The 315-nt window shown below is 57.5% G+C and carries 1 protein-coding gene; it reads left to right on the top strand.

The window, feature by feature from the left end:
* Window positions 1–315 (top strand): hypothetical protein (locus tag KQX66_RS37050; RefSeq protein WP_216798470.1); only part of this gene is annotated, 315 nt, incomplete at both ends.

Below are 315 nucleotides of genomic sequence, written 5' to 3' on the forward strand. Positions count from 1 at the left end.
GGCCCAACTTTGGGCGTCATTATCAGCAGAGGCTGACGCCAAACCTGCGTATCACCGACGTGGCTCGCCAGCTCAATACCCGTCATTGGCCGCTGGCCCGCACCTCCATCATGACCTTCAACGCCTTCCTTTGCAGTGGTGACAGTGAATTGGGTCCGAAACACCTGCCTGATGGAGACGCGCGCATCGGCCTGTCGGTTGACAAAATACTGGCAGCGGCACAACTGCTTTGGCGTGAGTCTGCACGTCAGGACGGCTCTTTCCCTGTCACCCATTACGTATACCTCAAGCTGTATCAGCTCTCGCAACCTGACC

This window comes from Paenibacillus oleatilyticus, assembly GCF_018998565.1.
In the GTDB taxonomy this organism is placed as follows: Bacteria; Bacillota; Bacilli; order Paenibacillales; family NBRC-103111; genus Paenibacillus_G; species Paenibacillus_G oleatilyticus.